Below are 19195 nucleotides of genomic sequence, written 5' to 3' on the forward strand. Positions count from 1 at the left end.
CTGTGCCGACGCGCAGCACCACTCGGATTCCGGACAGCTTCTGCTCGAACGGCAGTGCGCTGTTCAGAATCCGTTCGACAGCAACGAGCTTGTCCGAGTCGTTCACCGTCGGGACTGGGACGCATCGTGGTCCTTCCCGCCAGGAGTAGCCGCGATCGTCGACGTCTGGTCGCGGCTACTGGCTGCTGCTGTTTTCACCGCGGGGTGTCCTTGTCGGAGCTCGGCATTCGGTGGTTGCAGGTGGAGCGGCGCGGCGGGCGCCGAAGTGTGACTCGTGCGCCCGCCGCACCGGCAGGGGACAGGTCCTCGACCATCCGGGGGCCTTCCATGGCCGAGGACCTGGCAGGGCAGAGGCGGGGATCGGGCTCAGCGCTGGGGCCGAGCTGGACGATGACGTGATCCCCGCCCCTGGTCTCAGGGCCGGGACGGACCGCCAGCTGGGGTCTCGCCCGAAGGTGCCGCGCTGTACGGGGTGTTGGTCACTCGGCAGCTGGCAAACTGCCGGCGCATGGCGGCCTCGTATACCGCCGCCTCGACCGGATCCGGCTCGAGGTGGTCGATAAAGGCGTGCTTCCCGAACCAGACCTGGATCTGTCGTACGGCCGGCGGAGCAACGACGATGGTTCTCATCAGCGCTCCGCAAAGTCGACGCTGATGTCGCGCAGGATCTGGATCCACGCGACGGCCGCGGCGGCGATCAGGCCGTAGAACACGATGGTGTGGAGCATGGCGTCCTCCCCGTTGGTCGATGAGCTGGATTCAGCTCGTCTGGCGGTCCGGGTGCGAAGTGTTTGTGGCGCCCCGACTGTCTCCCGGTCATTCGATCTTCGCTGGCAGCCACAGGCGTTCGACAGGACAGTCAACCCCCCTAAAAACCCCTCAGATTGACGCTCCGAGTGGGTCCGCACAGCTCGGCAGCGCGGGTCAACCCCTCTAAATACCCCTCAGATTGACGCTCCGAGCCCGTCCGAGACCACGGAACGTGGTCTAGCGTGAACGGTGAGCGAAACCCTGGGGAGGAGCACGCGATGGCTTCCGACGTAGCAGTGCCGAATGTCCGCCTGACCCGGCTGATTGCCGACCATGGATGGACTCAGGCACGCACGGCAGAGCTCATCAACGCTGCGGTGCAGCAGGCGACTCAACAGCCGGGAAACTACTCTGCAGAGCAGATCCGCCGGCTGGAGCGCGGCGAGGTGACGTGGCCTCACACCGTTTACCGAGCGGCGATCTGCGCAGTCTTCGGAGTCACCGAGGAAGAAGCTGGGCTGCGGTCCAAGCGGATGGTCTCCACGACGGTGGCAGACACCGACGAGTCCGACGAGAACCTACGCAGAGTCCAGTTCATGCGGGGCCTTCGAAGCGCACCCGCGATGGCGGGGCTGCCTCCAGCGCTGCACAACGGATCAGGCCCGGTCTCGGCGCGAGCGGAGATCCCGCTGCGGATCGGGCCGGAAGACGTTCATCAGGTCACCAAGGTCGCTGACGTGTTCCGGGCGGCCGACCATGCTGGTCATCCGCCGTCCGGGGAGGCGATGGCTGCGGAACTGCGGTCCGCCCTTCGTCTGCTCGAGGCCAAGGCCGATCGCGGGACCAAGGTCGCGATGCAGGTCGCCGTTGGCCGCCTGGCGAACGTGATCGGGTGGTCGCAATTCGATGCCGGCTGCCACGCTGAGGCCGACCAGTACTTCCGGATCGGTCTCTACAACGCCGAAGAGGCCGGTGCCTGGTGGTTGAGAGCCGACGTACTGACCCACATGGCTCGCCAGGCTGTCTACCTCGAGAGGGCCGATGACGCGCTGACGCTGATCGGTACGGCGAAGATCCGCGAGGACAGGCTGTCGTCACTGCGCCGCTCTGCGCTGTGCATCGTGGAAGCCCGGGCATTCAGCGAGCTCGGCGAAGCGCGCGAAGCGACCCGCTCGGTCGACCGGGCCGTCCAGTTCTTCCAGGAGGTCGACGACCGCGACGATCCGGACTGGGAGATCTACTCCGACTTCTTCTCCGAAGCCCAGCTCAACGGCGACACCGGCCATGGCCTGTGGGCCGTAGCCGCACAGGGACTCGAAACCGCGAACGCCATGGCACGCCTCGAGGCCGCGATCGACAGCTACCCCGACCGCTACGCGAGGTCCCGGCTGTTCTGTATGGCGCGGCTGGCCGCCCTCATGTTGCTGCAGGGCGATCCCGACGAGGGCGTCGCACTGGCGCGGCAGGCTTTGGCCGCTGCGCAGGAGGTCCGATCGATGCGGGTTCGTGACGACCTCGGCAAACTCCACAGCGCCACCGCAGCCAGGCGCGACAGCCATCCAGGTGTCGCCGGCCTGCGCCGCGAGCTTGCGGCCGCTCACCGCGGCAACAACTATGCCGAGATCGTCACCTGACCGGCGACGTGCTGGTCGTCACACTGTCAACCCCTCACCACGATCCGGAGGGATCCGCTCGTAAGATCACGACCCATGGCGCGCACCGTGGTGATCAGCGGCGGAGGATCCGGCATCGGGTTCGCAGCTGCGGAGACATTCGCAGCAGATGGCGACCAGGTCGTCCTCCTCGGCCGGCGCCAGGAGGTGCTGGCTGAGGCCGCCGAGAAGATCCCCGGCGCTGCGTTCTTCCCGGTCGATCTCACTGATCCGCGCGCCACTCGTGCTGCGGCCGACTTCATCTACCAGCAGTACGGCACCGTCGACGTGATCGTCCACAGTGCCGGTGGGAACGGCGTGCTCGAAACTCCGGTTGAGCATGCCGATCTGCTCGAAGCGATCGCTCACGACTGGACGCTGAACTTTCGGCTCAACACCCTGACGGCGGTGCTGCTGACAGAGGCTCTCAAGGAGCGCCTGGTCGATGGCAGTGGCCGGGTGCTGTTTATCAGCTCGATTGCGGCGTACCGCGGATCCGGCCGAGTCGCCTACGGTGCGGCCAAGGCCGGCCTTCACCCGTACGCCGTCAGGCTCGCCGGTGAACTCGGTCCGCGAGGGATCACGGTCAACGTCGTCGCGCCAGGCCTCATCGATCACACGCCGTTCTTCGGCGAACCGATGACTGACGAACGTCTGAAGCGCCGGGTCGAAGAGACCATGACCGGCCGGGTCGGCGTACCGAGCGACGTCGCCTCGACGTTGCACTTCCTGGCATCCCCGGCGGCTGGCCACATCACCTCGCAGGTGATCCAGGTGAACGGCGGAGCCGAGACAAGCCACTGACGGCTTCCGCGAGCCTCACCGGCACCTATCAGCGGAAGTCTCTCGAGGTCGTGCGTGCTGCGAGTGGTAGGCGTTCCAGTCGTTCGGCGACCAGGTTGGTGACGCCGTTGGCTCGTTCGAGCCGGCCGCGCACGATCAGTGCCGACGACTCCCTTGCAGTACGTCGATACCGCTTAAAACAGCCGGGGGACACGATGACGTTGATGAAGCCGGTTTCGTCTTCGAGGTTGATGAAGGTGACGCCGGACGCGGTCGCAGGTCGTTGCCGATGGGTGACGACGCCGGCGGCTCGTACCTTGCTGTCCGGTGTGGCGGTGCGCAGCTGCTTCGCAGACAGGATCCCGTCCGCGGTGAGCTGGTCGCGGACGTGCTGCATCGGGTGCTGGGCGGTGGTGATGCCGGTCGACGACAGGTCGGCCATGGTGAGCTCGACCTCGCTCATCCCCGGCAGGGTCGGTGGTGGCCCGAGGACGGTGACGCCGGCGAATCGTTCGGGGCGTTCTTCGGCGGCGCGGCCGGCTTCCCACAAGGCTTGGCGCCGGTCAAGGCCGAAGCAGTCGAAGACGCCTGCTGTGGCGAGTGATTCGACCTGGGGTGCGGTGAGGCCGGTACGGCGGACGAGGTCGGCCATGTCGACGTACGGGCCGTGGAGCTCGCGCTGCTCGACGATCTTCTCGGCGTCCTTGTCCCCGATGGTCTTGATGCCGGCCAGGCCGAGCCGGACGGCGAAGGCACCGTCGCGGCGATGCTGGGCGGTGGTGTCGGCCGCCTCGGCGTCGAATGGCCCGATCGGCGGTTGCACGGTCGCCAGGCAGGAGTCCATCCCGCTCGGTACTGCGGGCTGGCCGTCGACCAGGTCCTCCAGTTCGGCGTTCACGCCGGACAGCTGCAGGTCCGGGCGGCGTACCTCGACACCGTGCCGTTTCGCGTCCAAGACCAGCGACTGCGGGGAGTAGAAGCCCATCGGCTGGGCGCGCAGCAGCGCGGCCAGGAACGCGGCGGGGTAGTGCAGCCGGAACCAGGTGGAGGCGTAGACGAGCAGGGCGAAGCTGATCGAGTGGGATTCGGCGAACCCGAAGTTCGCGAAGGCCTCGATCCGCGCGTAGATCTGGTCGGCGGTCTCGCCGGTGATGCCGTTGGCCTCCATACCGGCGTACAGCTTGGTCTTCAGCGAGGAGATCTTCTCCACACCACGCTTGGACCCCATGGCCCGGCGGAGGAGATCGGCTTCGTCGCCGTCGATCCCGCCGACCGCCATCGCCATTTGCATCAGCTGTTCCTGGAACAGCGGCACACCTTTGGTCCGCTCGAGCACCGGTTCCAGCAGCGGGTGCGGGTAGGTGACGGCCTCTTGGCCGGTCATCCGCCGCACGAACGGATGCACCGCGCCGCCCTGGATCGGGCCGGGCCGGATGAGCGCGATCTCGCAGGCGAGGTCGTAGAACCGGCGCGGCCGCAGCCGGGGGAGCGTCGCCATCTGGGCGCGGGACTCGACCTGGAACACCCCGACGGAGTCGGCGCGGCAGAGCTGGTCGTAGACGCCTTGCTCTTCCTTGGGGATGGTGTGAAGCTCCCAGGCCTCGCCGAGCCTGCTCTCGACGGTGTCGATCGTGTACTGGAGTGCGGCGAGCATCCCGAGGCCGAGCATGTCGAACTTGACCAGGCCCATGTAGGCGCAGTCGTCCTTGTCCCATTGCAGCACGGTGCGTTTCTCTTTGCGGGCGTGCTCGATCGGCACCACCTCGCCGACCGGGCGCTCGGTGAGCACCATGCCGCCGGAGTGGATCCCTAGATGGCGAGGGAACTTCAGCAGCTCGCCGGCGAGCGCGACGACGGGGGAGGGGATGTCGTGGTCGGTCGACGTGATCTCCGGTGACCACCCGTCCACCTGTTTCGACCAGGCGTCTTGCTGGCCTTGCGAGTAGCCGAGCGCCTTGGCCATGTCCCGCACCGCGGACTTGGGTCGGTACGAGATCACGTTGGCGACCTGGGCGGCGTTGCGGCGGCCGTACTTGTCGTAGACGTACTGGATCACTTCTTCACGCCGGTCGGAGTCGAAGTCGACGTCGATGTCGGGTTCCTCGGTGCGGGTCGCGGCCAGGAACCGCTCGAACGGCAACCCGTACAAGATGCTGTCGACGGCGGTGATCCCGAGACAGAACACGACCGCGGAGTTCGCCGCCGAGCCGCGGCCCTGGCACAAGATCCTGCGCTCGCGGGCCCACCGGACGAAGTCCCACACGATCAGGAAGTAGCCGGGGAAGTCGCGTTCGGCGATGACGTCCAGCTCGCGCTCCAGGCGCCGGTAGGCGTCCGGGCGCTGCTCGCGGGTGCCGTACCGCTCGCGGGCGCCTTCGAAGGTGAGGTGCCGCAGCCACGACATCTGGTCGTGGCCGTCCGGTACGTCGATCTTCGGCAGGTTCGGTTTGGCCGCGCGCAGGTTGAACGCCAGCTGGTCGGCCAGCTCGACCGAGCGGGCGACCGCGCCGGGGAAGTTGCGGAACAGCTGGGTCATCTCGTCGCCGTCGTGCAGGAACCCGGTGCCGGCGGCCGGGAGCCAGCCGTCCATCTCGTCCAGGCTTCGACGGGCCCGTACGGCGGCGACCGCGGCGGCGAGCTTGTGGCCGCGCGGCTGCGTGTAGTGCACGTTGCCGGTCGCAACGGTCGCCAACCCGGCCTGCTGCGCGAGGTCGGCCAGCGCCCGGTTTTCGGTCGACGACGTCGGCATCTGCCGGTCGATCAGCTCGACCACGACCCGGTCCTTGCCGAACAGCGCGGTCAGTTTGTCGAGCTCGCGCCGAGCGGCGTCGACGCCGGCTGTGATCGCGGTGGCGCCGGTGAGGGCTTGGCGTACTGCTCCTTTGCGGCAGCCGGTCAGGATCAGCCAGTGGTCGCGGCCGTGGGCGGCCAGGTCCTCGAGGTCGTAGACCGGGCGGCCCTTCTCGCCGCCTGCCAGGTGGGCTTCGGTGATCGCTCCGGACAGCCGGTGGTAACCCTCCTTGCCTTCGGCCAGCACCAGCAGATGGGTGCCTTCGGGATCCGCGACGCCGTTCTGCGGACCGGACAGGCCGATCGACAGCTCCGCGCCGTAGACGGTGGTCAGGTCGTAGGTCGCGGCGGTCTCGGCGAATCGCGCGGCCCCGTAGAACCCGTCGTGATCGGTCAGCGCCAGGGCGTGCAGGCCGAGCTGGACTGCCTCCTCGACCAGGTGCTCCGGAGACGACGAGCCGTCCAGGAAGCTGAAGTGGCTGTGGGCGTGCAGCTCGGCGTACGGGGTGACCGGTCCGGCCGGACGTGTCGGGCGGGCCTCGGCCGGTGGAACGTACGGGCCGCGATTCTGACTCCAGGCCGGGGAGTCCCCGCCATTTGCCTCCGGAGGCCGACCTCCGTGGGAGTCCGGCCGGGACCGGTCGGACAGCCGCCGCTCCAGCTCCGACCAGGAGATCGGCGGATTCTGGTAACCCACCGCGCCACCTCCAAAACCCTCCGTACGGTCGCCCTTTGACAGGGGCTCCTAGCTACTCGGCCAGTAGAGCACATGTTCGAATACATGGCATTCTGTGGTCATGGTGGGACGATTCAATGTGCGACCAGGGACCGGAGAGGCTGACTGGTCGATCTGGGACAACGCTGCGAACGGCCTGAGAGGCTCAGGTCTGCACGAGGCCGAAGCGCATCGCCAGGCCGCCGAGCTCGAGCTGCAGTACGACGCGCACGGCTATCGGCCGGCCGAGACCTACCAGAAGGTGGATCCTCCGAAGCATGTCCAGGCGTGGCAGCCCGCGGGGGTGCTGGTCGCGTGGGTCCGCGAAGGCGGTGAATGGCTCGGCCAGGTCCGCGATGACGACGGGCGATATCACTGGGTGCCCGGCGACGAGCTGCGGGAGGCAAAGGACCGGCCCTAGTCGTTCCGTGACCGGGTGGTTGCAGTGGGCAAGGTTTGCAGGCGATGCGTGGCGGCGGGCCGGCGTCTCGGTGGATGTCGGTTTCGCCACGATCGGCGAATTGTGGAAACGGTTCAGGGCCTGCATCCGATGATCCGGCAGGGGAGGGGATTGGGTTCATGGGGATGGGTGACATCGCGCAGCGCCTGGTGCTGCTGCTGCAGCTGTTGGAGCGCTGCCCTAGTTCAGGGGAGCTTGCCGACGACGCAGTACTGGATGCCTGGTTCGGACAACGCTCGCCGGTTTTCGGCCGAGACCGCTGAGTCCCGTGTCGCATCACGTTTGTTGCTGTGTCGTCCAAATCAGGCGGCAGGTCGGCTTCGAGCACTGCTGAGTCGAGACAGCTGGCAAAGGTCGGGCGCATTCTGAGGTCATGACCTGGCAGTGCGGGAAGTGCGACGGGCTGAACGTTCCCGCGCACAAACGGGAGGAATTGCATCCGATGCAACACTCCACGCAGTGACGGGACGATTGTTTGCGCTGGTCATGCGGCCCTGCTGGGGCATCGGTTGCGCATTCATATCGTGCCATGACCTGCACCTCGACTCCTAGCAGCAACATTGATGCATCTGATACAACAGGTCGGTGACTACTGAAGAGCCCGGGGCAGCGCACCTGGTGTTGGCCCGCAACGTGGTCCACCTCGATCCTGCGTCGGCTGTGTTCGGCGCGATGAAGGAGGGTTGGGCGCGGCAGCAGTCGGCTCGGTTTCTGCGGTCGGAGACGATCGGCGCGCGGCTGCGGCTGATCGGGCGGATGGAGGAGTTCACTGGTTTGTATCCGTGGCAGTGGACGCCGGCAGAGGGCGAGGCGTTCATCGCTCATCTGCGAAGTGGTGACAACCCGATTCGTATGTCGACGGCTCGCAGTTACGAGGTGACGATCGGATTGTTCGTGGAGTATCTGCTCGACGCCCGGTACGACTGGGTGCGCGCGTGTTTGGAGCGGTTCGGTGAGGTACCGCAGCAGGTGTTCCACGAGGGAAACTCGGTTCTGCACACCGTCGAGTACGAGGGTGACGCGCGCCGGCGCCCGCTGGACTATGACGAGATCCAGGCCTTGTTCGATGCGGCCGACGCCCGGCCCGGCAGGATCCGCGGCCAGGGCCGGAAAGGTGCCTTGTGCGCTCTGCGGGACGCCGCGGTTCTCAAGGCGGTCTACGCGTTCGGGACCCGCCGGACGGAGTCGTCCCGGATCGACCTGGTCGATTTGCGGCGTAATCGGAAAGCGCCGCAGTTCGGCAGCTTCGGAAGTGTGATGGTTCGGTTCGGCAAAGCCCAGAAGGGCTCGCCGCCCAAACGGCGGACCGTGCTGACCGTGCCGGAGATGGACTGGGTCGTCCAGGTGCTGGAGCAGTGGATGGCCGAGATTCGCCCGCAATTCTCGCCCGGACGCCACCCCGCCCTCTGGGTGACCGAGCGGGCCGGGCGGCTGTCGCCTCGGTCGATCAACGAAGCATTCGTCGCCGCCCGTGAGTCCGCTGGACTCGACGAGGACCTGGATCTGCACTGCCTGCGGCACAGCTACATCACCCACTTGACCGAGTTCGGGTATCCGGCCCGCTTCGTGCAAGAGCAGGTCGGCCACTCGCACGCCGCCACGACGGCGATCTACATGGGGGTCTCGAACGAGTACCGCAACAAGCTGCTGGAGGCGGCGTTGAAGAACCGACTCGGCGACGACTGGGACGTGATGGCGTGATCAAGAAGATGGGATATCAGTGGCGGCTGCGGCACCTGATGGCCGAGCTGGACATGTTCCAGACCTCGGACCTGGTGCCACTGCTGGCCGAGCGCGGCGTCACGCTGTCGCGTGAACAGGTGTACCGGCTGGTGACGCAGCCCCCGCAGCGGATGAGCATGGATACCCTCGTCGCGCTGTGCGACATCCTGCAGTGCACCCCGAACGACCTGATCAAGCCGGAAGTCGTCAACGTCCAGGTCCGCAAGACCGCCGGCGGTGATGCCGCCTCAGCGCCGGTCTCACCGCGGCGGACGGTCATCCGCCGGCCCGGCAAACCGTGACCGATGACCGCCCATCTGGTAGGGAACTCGCTGCTGCCAGGGCACGGCTCATCGAATACCTGCAGGCGCAGATCGGCCCGGCGCTGACCGCGAAGTCGGCGCAAGCCGTCCTCGAGCAAGCCAAAGCATGGAACCCCGCCACGGCGCGCGAACTGGACCGGCACTTCGCCGAGCACACCGACGCGCTCACTGCGCCGTCACCACACTGCCCGGTCGCGCTGGTCCGGGTCCTGCGACAGCTCGAGGCTGACGGCTACGGTGACGCGGTCACCCCGCTGGCCTGCGCGCTCTGCGGCCGCGCCGGTCGCGAACTTCCACGCCGCACGCCACAGGGGTCGCTGCTGCGGCTGGTGTGCGGCTCGGACCGAGCTTCGGCCATGCGCTCGCTGCGAACGAGACGGCCACATTGTCCGACGGATCGACGAAGGGCCGATCTGCCGGCGGTGCTATCGCAGCGACAGCTCACTGTTCTGGAGGGAATGCGCCGGCTGCGGGCAGCACGCACCGCCGGTCGTCCGCCAGGACGACGCGGTCTTCTGCCAGACCTGCGCACCGCGCCCCCAAAGGGAATGCGTCCGCTGCGGTAACCGCCGTCCTGCACACGCCAACGCCGCCCAGGGTCCTGTCTGTCAAAGCTGCTACACGGCCCCTCCTCGGCTTTGCGGCCGCTGTGGCGAGGTGCGGCCCATCAAAGCCCGTGCGACTGAGAGACAACCTGACCTCTGCGCCAACTGCTACTGGGGACCTATTGGCGAATGCACTGTGTGCGGCCGCGATCGGCCCGGGCACCGCGTGAGCGAACGAGGAGGCACCTTCCATTGCCGGACGTGTCAGCCGCGGCCGCGCCGCCAGTGCAGTGACTGCGGTCGGAAGCAGCAAGTGCGCGCCAACTGGCCGGTCGGCCCGGTCTGCGATGCCTGCTACGCACGGCGCAAGCGCAACCCTGGCCCCTGCACACGTTGCCAAGCCTCTCAGGTCCTCGTCGGCCGCAGCGACGAGAACGGCGATCTGTGCGGACCCTGCAGCGGTACCGACATCGCCTTCGTCTGCAACCGCTGTGGGTTCCCCGGCGACATCTATGCGGACGGAGCCTGCACCCGCTGCGTCGTCGGGGACCGCGTTCGGGACCTGCTGAGCCACGACGAAGAAGGCGGCATCGCCCCGGCACTACGACCACTTGCGGACGGGCTTATAGCGCTCGATCCACCGGTGACGGTGCTGAGGTGGCTGCAGAAAGGAGCCGGCTCCAGAGTCTTGGCCCAGCTGGTCTCCCAGCGCACCCAGATCAGCCATGCAGCCCTCGACGTCCGGCCCCAAGATCTGACGACACGGCATGTCCGGGAGATGCTCGTGGCCACCGGCATCCTGCCCCGACGGCAGGAGAACCTCGCACGCTTGGAGCTGTGGCTCGACGATATTCTCAACCGGTTGTCACCGCACCAGAAGACCGTCATCGCTCCGTTCGCCGAGTGGAGCGTCGTTCGCGATGCCCGGCGCCGCGCGGCCCGCGGTCGCTATACAACCCGCGCTTGCACGCATGACCGCGCAGACATTCGCGTCGCCATCAACTTCCTGACTTGGCTCGACGCCAACCAGATCGATCTGACCGCTGCCGGTCAGGAGCAGCTCGACCTGTGGCTCACCACCCACCCCACGCTGCACCGCTCAATCGGCTCCTTCATCCGCTGGGCGGTCGCGCGGCGCCTGACTGGCCAGATCACCGTTCCTGCCAGACGGTCCGGGCAACCGTCTCGGTTCCTCGGCGATCAGGAACACCATCAACAGCTGAAACGCTGCCTCAACGATGAGAAGCTGCCATTGGAAGTACGCATCACGGGGGCACTGATCGGGCTCTACGCCGTACCTGTCTCCCGCCTCGTCGAACTGACTACCGACCGTTTCCACCGAGACGGTGGCAGCGCGTACCTCACCATCGAACGAAATCCCGTCCTGCTGCCACCCAAGCTCGCACACCTCATCGAGAACCAAATCGCACGGACTGCATCGAACTCCACGCTCCGATCGCCGCACGACACGGCAGGCCCTCTCTTCCCAGGCCGGCCGCCCACATGCCCGCTCAGCCCGGGGCGGCTCCAGGTCCTCATGAAGCAGCACGGCCTCGCAGTGATCAATGCACGCAACACCGCCATGCTCGAAGCAGCGGCCGACCTCCCGCCAATCGTGATCAGCGACCTGTTCGGAATCTCACCCAGAACCGCCTACCGCTGGGCACAGTACGCACAAGACAGCTGGGCCGACTACCTCGCTGTCTGCCAGGACAATGAGTAGCAGGCGCGTCGGCAGCACCGCTCACCAACGCTCGGGTGCGATTGCGCGAGCTGACCCCCACGTTTCTCTTGCGACGCTGAGCTTCCGGATCGTCGGCGCGCTCCGAGGCGGTGTCGCCGGCCCTGCGCGACTGGTCGGGCAATCCACCTTGGATCTCAGCCCGTGCCTTCTCGGCGTTCGTCTGGAATCAGCAGGTACCTCACCCGCTGGAGGCCGATGGCAAGGAACAATGTTGGCAACCGGGGTCCTCGTTCCCTACCGACTAGAAGTTCGTAGAGCAGCCGGAAGAACTGTTTCTGATCGGCTGCGATCTCAGCTGTCGGTTCCGCGTCTAACTCGAGGTTCCGAGCGAGCTTCGGCACGCCATAGACCAACCGGGTGACCTCATCCAGCCCTAGGCCGGCCTTTGGATCGAGCCGGGCGAGCAGCAGGTCGAGCCACGTCTGCTCGGACCGTGTGAGGTTGGATAGTCGCTCGGTGTCCGGCGCCTCCTTAACCTTGGTGCGCTCCCCCTCATCGACGTGCCGCTGGATCCAGTTCGAGGCCAGGTCGAGGCGCGGTTGAAGGTCCGAGATCGACTCATGGGGATAGCCCACGTCCCCGACGATTCGTGCGATTTGGTCGATCGAGCCCGCTGTCACGTCGGCGACGGAGGAAAGAATCCTGAACGGCACGACCACCTTTGGCGTCCGCAGCCGGCCCAGTGATGTCTGTGATGCCCGTTCGTAGGCAGCCTGCTGAGCCTCAGTTCGCTCGTGCTTCTGCTTGCGTACCAGACCGTCCCACTCGTCATAGAGGCGAACGACCTCCTGGCCAAGGTCGATTGTGAAGGACTGGTTCGGCTTTCGCCGGGCGTAAAGCCACCTGACGATCGACGCTTCCAAGACAGCCAGCGCGTCCGCTGGGGTCGGTACGCGGCCCGCGGAGCCGGACATCTTCGCCATCCCCTGCACACCGACGAAGGAGTACCCCAGGAAGGAGGGAGCCACACCGCCAAACACCTCCTGCACCATCTGAGTCCCGACGGTGAACGAGGAGCCCGGAGAAGCGTGGTCAACACCTGCCGACTCGAAGTCGACACCCTCGAACGCCCATCGCATCGGCCAGTCAACCTTCCAGACCAGCTTGCCCGCCCCATGATCGGTGTCCAGCTGCGCAGAACCGTGGTAGCAGCAATGGGAGCAGGAATACTCCGCCACGGTCGTCTCGTCGTCGTAGGCCTCGATCGTGGTCGAGTCATGTCCGCACGAACAGCAGTACAGCTTGTAGGGGAACCTCTCAAAGGGTCCAGCGGGTGTCGGACCATCCTCGTCGGCGGTGGCCTTGGTGCGGTAGCGGCTCAGTATCTTCTCGATGGTGTCCCGGTGCTGCACGGCCGTGAGGACTTGGTCGCGGTAACGCCCTGACTCGTACATCTCGGTCTGGCTGATCTCAACGACCTCGACGCCCATGTCTGCGAGCGCGTGCCGCAGCGGCGCTTTGAACCGCTCCGCCCAACTGGTGAACTCACCCTCGGGGTCCGGCACCTTGGACAACGGTCGGCCGATGAACTCGGCGAACGACGGCGGCAGTCCAGCTGGCACCTTCCGCAACCGATCGAAGTCATCCCAGGAAAGGATGTGGCGCACTGCGACGCCCATCCGGCGGATCTCCTCGGCCACGAAATGCGGTACCAGGATCTCTCGCAGGTTGCCCAGGTGAACCGGGCCGGACGGGCTGATGCCGGACGCACACGTGACGACGCCCGGGCGCACCCTATGGGCGATCGCCGCCTCAGCGGCTTGCCGTACCCAATCCTGTCGCTGCCTTGTTGCCATTGTTGCCTTATCTTCCCTCTGATTCCGATGCTGACTGGGTCGCGCTCGGTCGTTCGACGAGGCTACCGGACAGGGCTTCGACTCGTGGGTGGAGACCTCCCTTTAGAGGCGCGAGCGGGGTGGCGCAGATGCGACGGAAGATTGAGGCGAGTCAGGAAGGGCGCCGTTAGGATCGCCGGGGAGACGGCAGCCGCTCGCAGAGGTGAATCGGACACCGGGGATCAATAGGGGCACGTTGAGAGATTGCGGGGAGATCAGCCGACCCTGGCGGCCAAGCTAAACAACGGAAACAACGAATCAATATCTCTCTATGGTTGGGGAAATTCCGGTACTAAAGAAATTGCTGCAGCGGGCATGATCTATACCAAGGCCGCTCGACCATAAGTATCACGAGGTGCGAGATCGTCAGGATTACCGCAGATCCGAGCGCAGGTGTGGGCATGGGCGAGTGGTGCGGGTGCCTGACTCGGATGCGATGCGATCGACGTCGCCGGCTTTCTCAAGGACGGAACGGGCGTCGCGGTGTGTGGCGCGACAGCGTTCGTGGCCCGTGGGGCAAAGACTGGGACCCGCCAGGCCGGCGTTGCCAGATGATAGTCGGCTCCCGCGGCCTCTGCCCTGGCCACGGCGTTTCGCTGCAGCAACATGCAATCCAGTTGACGATGACACATCGGATCAGCACAATTACGTGGAGTCATAATCCAGTCTGGCAATGGTGCGCTGTAGCGGCCCATGAGTCCACTGATCGCGGTCGGCTGAGCGCGTTCACCATTGCCGGATCGCTCCGGATTCCGCCCGTCCGAGAGGAAACTGTGACCAGCCGTGCCCATTCGACAGAGACAACGCCGGTGTCGATCCGGCTCCCTAAAGAAGACCTCGACGTCCTAGCTCGGGCCGTTCGCCAGGTCCGGGCCGACGACCGCGATTTGTCGTCGGCCCAGCCCAGTGACTTCCAGGACTTGAGCCGCTGCCCCTGCGTCGGGCTGATCCGTGCCGCCCTCGCGAGGGAGGGGGTGGTCAAGGTCAGCGGCTTCCCGGTCGACGACGAGCGGGTCGAGCTGGGTTTTTGGGGGTATTGCACTGGCCTAGGAGATCCGCTGCCGCAGAACCGTAATCTGAGCAGGGTCGATGTGGTCGCGAACGTCGACCCACGATCGGTACGGGGAGCTAAGACCAACCGGGCGCTGGCATTTCACACTGATATGGCGAACACTACGCCGGACGTTTTCGCGCTTCTGACGGTACGACAAGCCACGGCGGGTGGCGCGTCGAAGTTGGCTCGGATCGCCGACCTGACCGATGCGTTGATGAGCCAGCCCGAGGTCTACGTGACTCTCCGTCAGCCGTTCATGTTCGACCGATCCGGTGACGTTTCTGACGGCGTGGAGCCTGTGTTCGAATCACCAATTGTCAGCGTTCGTCAGGGTGTTCCGTCCGTCGTCTACAACCGCGCCCGGATTCACCGAGGCCACCGCCTGGTAGGCCAGCCACTGACAGCCGCGCAGCAGGCCGCGCTCGATGCACTGGACGAGCTGCTGGCGACGTCGGACGCGGTTCACCGGTTCACGCTCCAGAGCGGAGACGTACTTTTCGTCGACAACCGGGCGGTGCTACACGCCCGCGAGGAGTTCGAAGACACCGCACCGCAGGGACGTCACCTGCTCCGGGTCTGGCTTCAAGCCCGGAACGAATTGAGGGAAGGTCGCCGGGAGGTGGCGTCGAGATGAAGGTCAGCCTGATGTTCTTCGCCGGCCGCGCCGCGCCGATCGACCAAGGCAGTCCGCTCTACCAGCTTCTCCTCGATGCAGCAGCGCTCGCGGACGAGGCCGGGATGACCGCGGTCTGGACGCCAGAACGGCATTTCTCGCAGTTTGGCGGAACGTTTCCCAACCCGTCGGTGGTGAGCGCTGCCGTCGCGGTGACGACGAAAAGATTGAGGATCCGGGCCGGCAGCGTCATCTCGCCACTCCACGATCCGCTCCGAATCGCTGAGGAATGGGCAGTGGTCGACAACTTGTCCAACGGCCGGGTGGAACTGTCGTTCGGATCCGGCTGGAACACCAACGACTTCGTCCTGGCACCGGACCGCTACGAAGATCGCCGGGAGGCGATGCGCCGGGACATCGACACCGTCAAGGCGCTCTGGTCCGGCCAGCCGGTGACCCGAAGGAATGGCTCGGGTCAGGAGATCGAGGTCCGGACACTGCCGTGCCCAGTCCAGGCGGAGCTGCCGATCTGGCTGACCGCACAGTCCGACGCGACCTTCGACTCCGCAGCCAGAAGTGGGCTGCCGGTGCTCACCAACCTGAACTTCAACAGCCCGGACACGTTGGCCAGGAGATGCGCAGCCTACCGTCAGGCAGCCGACAGCACCGGACAAAACGGGCGGACCAGTGTCGCGCTGATGCTGCCGACCTATCTCGCGCCGACCGACGCCGCCGCTCGCCGGCAGTCCGCTGAGCCACTCCGGGACTACCTGCGGCAGAACCTCAACCTCCGGGCCGACTTCGCCGCGGGCAAACGCCCCGCCACCCAGGCCAGTCCACCGACACCGGATGAGATCGAGCAGATCGTCGAGGCCGGGGTACGGCGGGTGCAGGACTGGGCCGGTCTGATCGGAGCACCCCCAACGGTAGCCGCGCGACTCGATGCGTTCGAAGCACAAGGCATCGACGAAATAGCGTGCCTGGTCGATTTCGGAACCGATCACCAGTCGACTATGGCCAGCCTTGGGCTGCTCGCCGAGCTGGCCACATCTAGTTCCGCCCCGACAAACTGAAGGGATACGCGTGCAGATCGTCACGGAAACAAAAGCCGAGTTTATTGACGACGCACCACTGGAAATCGTTGAACGCAAGGGCGCCGGGCATCCGGACACGCTGGCCGACGGGCTGGCGGAGGCCGTGTCAGTGGCGTACTCCCAGCGCTGCCTTGAGCGTTACGGTTTAATCCTGCACCACAACTCCGACAAGACAGCACTCCTCGGTGGCGCGGCTGAGGTGAGGTTTGGTGATGGAGTACTCACCACCCCGGTCCGCGCGTTGATCAACGGCCGGTTCAGCAGTGGTCTCGGCGATGATGATCTCGGGGTGGAGGAACTCATCGACCGAGTCACCCGCGAGTTCCTCGGCGAGCGGCTGCCCCGCCTGGACACCAAACACGACCTGGTAGTGCAGACTCGCAACAATCAGGCGTCCAGCCCAGGGCATGTGGGCGGCCGAGGCACAACCGGGGTTCGCTCCCGATGGTTCGCCCCACGGACTCCAAGTGACCTGCCTGAGGCGTCGCGGTTGTTCAGCAACGACACCTCTTGCGGTGTCGGCTACGCGCCGGTCGGCCGGACGGAGTTACTTGCCACTGGCATCGAGATGGAGCTCAACTCGCCGTCGTTCTCGGCGCGGCATCCGGAGTACGGATCCGACATCAAAGTGATGGCGTGTCGCGTAGATCAGGCCGTCGACATCACTCTGTGCGTACCCCAGATCGCTGCCCTGACACCAGATCTGGAAACGTACGTCGAGCGCAAACGCAGCCTGCTGGACACTGTCCACGAGATCGCTGCCAGACTGGCGCCAAGCCTTCGCCCGAGCGTCGCCCTGAACACGCGCGACGACCACGCGAAGGTCGAGCTCTACTTGACTGCCACCGGCTCGTCGATCGAATCCGGCGACGAGGGAGTCGTCGGTCGAGGCAATCGCATCACCGGCGCGATCTCGGTCCTCCGGCCGATGAGTGCCGAGGGATTCGCCGGAAAGAACCCCGTCTATCACATCGGCAAGCTTTACAACGTACTTGCGGTGGAGGCAGCCAACCGGCTTTACCAGTTGACCGGTCATCCAACAGTGGTCTGCCTTGTTTCCCAGAGCGGAAGGGATCTCAGCGATCCCTGGATCGCCTACGTCGAGCAAGCGCGTGCGACCACCGTCGACACAGTGCTGGTGAAGCAGGTCATCGATGACGTATTCGGATCGGTGGAATCGATCAGGACCGAACTGCTGACGGGAGTCCGGGCGATATGCTGAACTCCCGTCGGTTCCGGCGAATCGGCAAGGCAAGTCCCCGATGACTAACGGCGTCGAGGTTCCTGAGTCCCTATCGGCGATGCTCAAGTCAAACAGTGCTGTGGTCGGCCAGTGTCCAGCCATCAAGGCACCCAAGATGCCGCCGCTGACGCACAGCGGCCTGCTGCGCGAGGTTCTGCAGTGCGAAGAGATGCTGCGTGCAGCGGGAGTCGATGAAGGTGATCGCGTCCTGTTGATCTCGGACAACTCGGCGGTTGCGGCGATTTGGTCAATCAGCATCGCGACAGCCGCGACCTGTGTCCCGGTTCATCCTGGCCAGCCCCTGGCGGAACTCCGTCGGCTGGCCGCGCGCGTGGGTGCGCGAGCCGTGGTGAGCATGTCCCCAGAATCGCCGGCGGCGCGGCTGGCAGTCGAAGCTGGCCTCGGCCTCCTACTGGTCGGCCGAGGTGGAAGCTGGTCCGGCGACCCTGTGATCGTCGCGCGATGTCCAAAGACGTCGTCGTCTCGCGAGCCAAGCGGGAGCGGCTATGCGTTCGTCCTCGCCACCAGCGGCTCGTCAGGCAAGCCGAAGCTGGTACCGCTGACGGATCGCAACGTCCTGGCTGGTGCGGCCGCTTCGGTGCGCGCATACGACCTGGTTCAGCAGGACTGTCGGCTGAACTCGATGCCGCTGTTTCATGTACAGGGGCTGGTTGGGAGCGTCGTCACGTCGCTGCTCGCCGGAGGCTCGGTGAACTGTCTGACGGCCTTCGACGCCAAGACGGTGGCCGACTCGCTCGCCATTGGCCAAGTGGCTACCTGGTATTCGGCCAGCCCGACCATGTACCGGCGACTTCTTGCCGAAGTCGAGGGGCGGGAGGCTTACCGCTTGGCAGCGGACGTCAGATTCCTCCGTGTCGGTTCTGCCGCCTTGCCGGAATCGTTGCGCAGACGGCTGGAGCGGACCTTTCGAGTACCGATTGTGGAGTCTTACGGGATGACGGAGGCTCATCAGTTGGCGTCGACGCCACTGACCGGGGAGGGCCATCGCCAGGGTTATACCGGCGTGGTCACCGGTGCGGAGGTGCGTATCTACAGCGAAGACCGCGCCCGCATACTTCCGGCCGAAAAGAAGGGAGAGATTGCGGTCCGAGGACCGAATGTGGTCGCCGGCTACTGGGACGGACCGCCGACCGCTCACCGGGACGGTTGGTTCTTCACCGGCGACGCGGGTCTCCTGACCGGCGACGGGTACCTGGCCGTATCCGGCCGGATCGAAGACGTCATCAACAAAGGCGGCGAAAAGGTTTCGCCGGCTGAGGTTGAAGCGGCCCTGGAAGCGATCCCCGGGGTCTCCGAGGCGTTCGCGTTCGGCGTGCCCGACGCCGACCTAGGTCAGGACATCGGTGCGGTGGTGACGGTCGCCTCTGCGCCGGGTCTCGATCAGGAGGTGATCCGGCGAGCCTTGATGTCCGAACTCGCGGCCTTCAAGGTACCGAAGCAGATCGTGATCGAGGAGAGCATGCCCGAAGGCGTCACCGGAAAGCTACGCCGATCGAGAATTGGTGAGCTGGTTGGAGAGAAGATGTCGGACTCGACGAGAACGCCTGGTCCGCAACCGGCGACGGAGAGGAGCGCGGACGCCGATGAACTGGAAGCAATCGAGATTTCTCTCACTGGTCTGTGGCGTCAGGTCCTCTCAATGCCGGAGCTCGACCGGGAAGCAGATTTTTTCTATCTTGGCGGTGATTCGCTGACCGGCGTCCGGCTGCTGCGGATGGTGCAGAGCTCCTTCGGTGTGGAGATCTCCCCGTTCGACATGTATGACGAGGCGAACTCCGTAGCGCGGATGGCGCGGCTCATCCTGCAGAAGCGGCGCGATGCCTCGCCCGGTCAGGCCTGACCAGGATGCCG

At 65.8% G+C, this 19195-nt stretch carries 14 protein-coding genes; 11 read left to right on the forward strand and 3 right to left on the reverse strand.

Annotated elements, in window-relative coordinates; genetic code table 11:
* Nucleotides 1-414: 414 nt before the first annotated feature.
* On the reverse strand, nt 415-630 hold the full coding sequence (locus ABD255_RS41350) for a hypothetical protein (protein WP_344222322.1): 216 nt from the start codon (nt 628-630) through the stop codon (nt 415-417).
* Nucleotides 631-1028: 398 nt separating this feature from the next.
* On the opposite strand from ABD255_RS41350, the gene ABD255_RS41355 reads away from it, so the two are divergent.
* Both ABD255_RS41355 and ABD255_RS41360 read left to right on the forward strand, forming a co-directional pair.
* Complete coding sequence (locus ABD255_RS41355) at nt 1029-2384, forward strand: NsdA family TPR-like regulatory protein (protein ID WP_344222323.1); 1356 nt, start codon at nt 1029-1031, stop codon at nt 2382-2384.
* A gap of 75 nt (nt 2385-2459) precedes the next feature.
* A complete protein-coding gene (locus tag ABD255_RS41360; protein WP_344222324.1) occupies nt 2460-3206 on the forward strand; it encodes an SDR family NAD(P)-dependent oxidoreductase in 747 nt (248 codons plus the stop codon).
* Nucleotides 3207-3234: 28 nt separating this feature from the next.
* On the opposite strand, the gene ABD255_RS41365 is transcribed toward ABD255_RS41360, so the two are convergent.
* Nucleotides 3235-6672, reverse strand: coding sequence for an error-prone DNA polymerase (locus ABD255_RS41365; protein WP_344222325.1), 3438 nt, complete (start codon nt 6670-6672; stop codon nt 3235-3237).
* A 100-nt stretch (nt 6673-6772) separates the two neighbouring features.
* On the opposite strand from ABD255_RS41365, the gene ABD255_RS41370 reads away from it, so the two are divergent.
* From ABD255_RS41370 to ABD255_RS41390, 5 genes are all read left to right on the forward strand, one after another.
* The gene (locus ABD255_RS41370; protein ID WP_344222326.1) at nt 6773-7111 is read left to right on the forward strand and encodes a hypothetical protein; all 339 of its coding nucleotides are present in this window, start codon (nt 6773-6775) and stop codon (nt 7109-7111) included.
* A 164-nt stretch (nt 7112-7275) separates the two neighbouring features.
* The gene (locus ABD255_RS41375) at nt 7276-7413 is read left to right on the forward strand and encodes a hypothetical protein (protein ID WP_344222327.1); all 138 of its coding nucleotides are present in this window, start codon (nt 7276-7278) and stop codon (nt 7411-7413) included.
* Nucleotides 7414-7735: 322 nt separating this feature from the next.
* Nucleotides 7736-8851 carry a tyrosine-type recombinase/integrase gene (locus ABD255_RS41380; RefSeq protein WP_344222328.1) on the forward strand — a complete coding sequence of 372 codons (1116 nt, stop codon included), beginning with the start codon at nt 7736-7738 and terminating at the stop codon, nt 8849-8851.
* Nucleotides 8848-9174, forward strand: a complete 327-nt coding sequence (locus ABD255_RS41385) for a helix-turn-helix domain-containing protein (RefSeq protein WP_344222329.1) — start codon at nt 8848-8850, stop codon at nt 9172-9174. Before ABD255_RS41380 ends, ABD255_RS41385 begins: the two co-directional genes overlap by 4 nt.
* A gap of 879 nt (nt 9175-10053) precedes the next feature.
* Entirely contained in the window at nt 10054-11463 is a 1410-nt protein-coding gene (locus ABD255_RS41390; RefSeq protein ID WP_344222330.1) for a hypothetical protein, read from the forward strand.
* 155 nt (nt 11464-11618) lie between these two features.
* Here the strand turns inward: ABD255_RS41390 and lysS are convergent, their stop codons facing one another.
* Complete coding sequence (lysS, locus tag ABD255_RS41395; RefSeq protein WP_344222331.1) at nt 11619-13280, reverse strand: lysine--tRNA ligase; 1662 nt, start codon at nt 13278-13280, stop codon at nt 11619-11621.
* 812 nt (nt 13281-14092) lie between these two features.
* On the opposite strand from lysS, the gene ABD255_RS41400 reads away from it, so the two are divergent.
* From ABD255_RS41400 to ABD255_RS41415, 4 genes are read left to right on the forward strand one after another with little or no spacing between them, the layout of a single operon-like run.
* Nucleotides 14093-15007: a TauD/TfdA family dioxygenase gene (locus ABD255_RS41400; protein WP_344222332.1), complete on the forward strand. Its 915-nt coding sequence runs from the start codon at nt 14093-14095 to the stop codon at nt 15005-15007.
* Nucleotides 15004-16059: a MupA/Atu3671 family FMN-dependent luciferase-like monooxygenase gene (locus ABD255_RS41405; protein ID WP_344222333.1), complete on the forward strand. Its 1056-nt coding sequence runs from the start codon at nt 15004-15006 to the stop codon at nt 16057-16059. The genes ABD255_RS41400 and ABD255_RS41405 overlap by 4 nt, the downstream gene beginning before the upstream one ends.
* A gap of 10 nt (nt 16060-16069) precedes the next feature.
* Complete coding sequence (locus ABD255_RS41410; RefSeq protein WP_344222334.1) at nt 16070-17302, forward strand: methionine adenosyltransferase; 1233 nt, start codon at nt 16070-16072, stop codon at nt 17300-17302.
* Nucleotides 17303-17342: 40 nt separating this feature from the next.
* The gene (locus tag ABD255_RS41415; RefSeq protein WP_344222335.1) at nt 17343-19184 is read left to right on the forward strand and encodes a non-ribosomal peptide synthetase; all 1842 of its coding nucleotides are present in this window, start codon (nt 17343-17345) and stop codon (nt 19182-19184) included.
* Nucleotides 19185-19195 lie beyond the last annotated feature (11 nt).

This window comes from Kribbella sancticallisti, from assembly GCF_039530625.1.
In the GTDB taxonomy this organism is placed as follows: Bacteria; Actinomycetota; Actinomycetes; order Propionibacteriales; family Kribbellaceae; genus Kribbella; species Kribbella sancticallisti.

Bases quoted from the DNA above. Each gene is read 5' to 3' on its own strand.
- ABD255_RS41350 (WP_344222322.1), bottom strand. From the start codon at position 630: ATGAGAACCATCGTCGTTGCTCCGCCGGCCGTACGACAGATCCAGGTC.
- ABD255_RS41355 (WP_344222323.1), top strand. From the start codon at position 1,029: ATGGCTTCCGACGTAGCAGTGCCGAATGTCCGCCTGACCCGGCTGATT.
- ABD255_RS41360 (WP_344222324.1), top strand. From the start codon at position 2,460: ATGGCGCGCACCGTGGTGATCAGCGGCGGAGGATCCGGCATCGGGTTC.
- ABD255_RS41370 (WP_344222326.1), top strand. From the start codon at position 6,773: ATGGTGGGACGATTCAATGTGCGACCAGGGACCGGAGAGGCTGACTGG.
- ABD255_RS41375 (WP_344222327.1), top strand. From the start codon at position 7,276: ATGGGTGACATCGCGCAGCGCCTGGTGCTGCTGCTGCAGCTGTTGGAG.
- lysS (WP_344222331.1), bottom strand. From the start codon at position 13,280: ATGGCAACAAGGCAGCGACAGGATTGGGTACGGCAAGCCGCTGAGGCG.
- ABD255_RS41405 (WP_344222333.1), top strand. From the start codon at position 15,004: ATGAAGGTCAGCCTGATGTTCTTCGCCGGCCGCGCCGCGCCGATCGAC.
- ABD255_RS41415 (WP_344222335.1), top strand. From the start codon at position 17,343: ATGACTAACGGCGTCGAGGTTCCTGAGTCCCTATCGGCGATGCTCAAG.